The sequence below is a fragment of the Flavobacterium sp. ACAM 123 genome (assembly GCF_000264055.1).
Lineage (GTDB): Bacteria > Bacteroidota > Bacteroidia > Flavobacteriales > Flavobacteriaceae > Flavobacterium.
In genome coordinates this window covers 1-1,151 of record NZ_AJXL01000221.1, presented here as the reverse complement: position 1 = coordinate 1,151, position 1,151 = coordinate 1, and the positions used below count along the sequence as shown (strand labels likewise).

Sequence of the window (1,151 nt, the reverse complement as noted above, 5' to 3'; positions counted from 1 at the left end):
TTCCTGCGGGTTGTATTTGTTGCAAATGATTAATCACTAATAAAAACAAAATTTATGGATGCTAAAAACTTTTTAAGAAATAAATCAATATTTAATGAATCATATGTGTATAACATTGATGACGAAAGTTTTGAATTAAGCCAATTATTAACTGAATATGCCGAATCTTTGCAATTGATACAACCTGTTGTTATAGAATCGGGTTGTAAAATTCACAATGATAAACAAGGATGTACTATGTTTAGATTTAATCCTGATAATTCATGTAAAACCTGTATGCATAAACAACCTGTTCTATAACGTGTTTGTGTATGGTTTGTTGCGTTTAAATATGCGAGTATTTTCGGCAATTACCTAAAGATAATAAATAAAAAAGAAATATTGAATTAAGCGAAAAGTAAGCAATAAATTATACACGTTGTTGTGCAAAGTATTTTATTAATTCATAATTCCACTTGATATAATTCCAACTGCAACTGCTCCAATTATTACAGCTTTTAGTTTCATATTCGAACCATATAAATGCCCATATAAAGTTGTCAAGATTTCTAAATTAGTAACTTTCTCGTTTGATATTTCAATTTCGTATTTATTCTTGTTTATAAATTGGTTTTCGTTTCTGATTTTTACAAGAGTATTTTTCTGCTTGTCTATCATTTTGGTTCCCCATTTTAATCCAAATACACCTGTTATCCTATTTCCAGTTTCTAAAATCTCTGTATTCCCAGAAAAAGAATTCATTTTCAAATTATATATAACTTTATCCTTTTCCGAAATTTTAGTATTCCATTTATTGCGAGTTAGTTCAAATTTTTTTTCTCCGATTTTGATTTCAGTATTTTCGAAATTCGATTGTATTTTTATTCCGCCAATCAAAACATTTCTTTCGTTATAAACGTTTAAAACATCATTTTCTAATTTAGCTTTCATATTTTAAGGTTTCTTTTATTATCAATTTCTGTTCGTTGCTTTATATTTTGCACAACGTTTCGCGGCTTGCATAAGTGGCGAACTTCGTAAACGATTATTTTCGGCTAAGATAAAATTTCTTGCGAAAGATAAACGTGAATTAACCACATATCTCGCCATTTTTGCAAACCGCTGTTGAACTAAACCTTCGGTAGTGTATTGCGTGAAAATGATAGTCCTTT

The 1,151-nt window shown here is 28.7% G+C and carries 2 protein-coding genes; both read right to left on the bottom strand.

Annotated elements, in window-relative coordinates:
* Positions 1–438: 438 nt before the first annotated feature.
* Entirely contained in the window at positions 439–930 is a 492-nt protein-coding gene (locus A3SG_RS0118325) for a hypothetical protein (RefSeq protein ID WP_016991439.1), read from the bottom strand.
* 21 nt (positions 931–951) lie between these two features.
* On the bottom strand, positions 952–1,151 hold a 200-nt coding region (locus tag A3SG_RS22580), incomplete at its 5' end, for a hypothetical protein (RefSeq protein WP_035664767.1).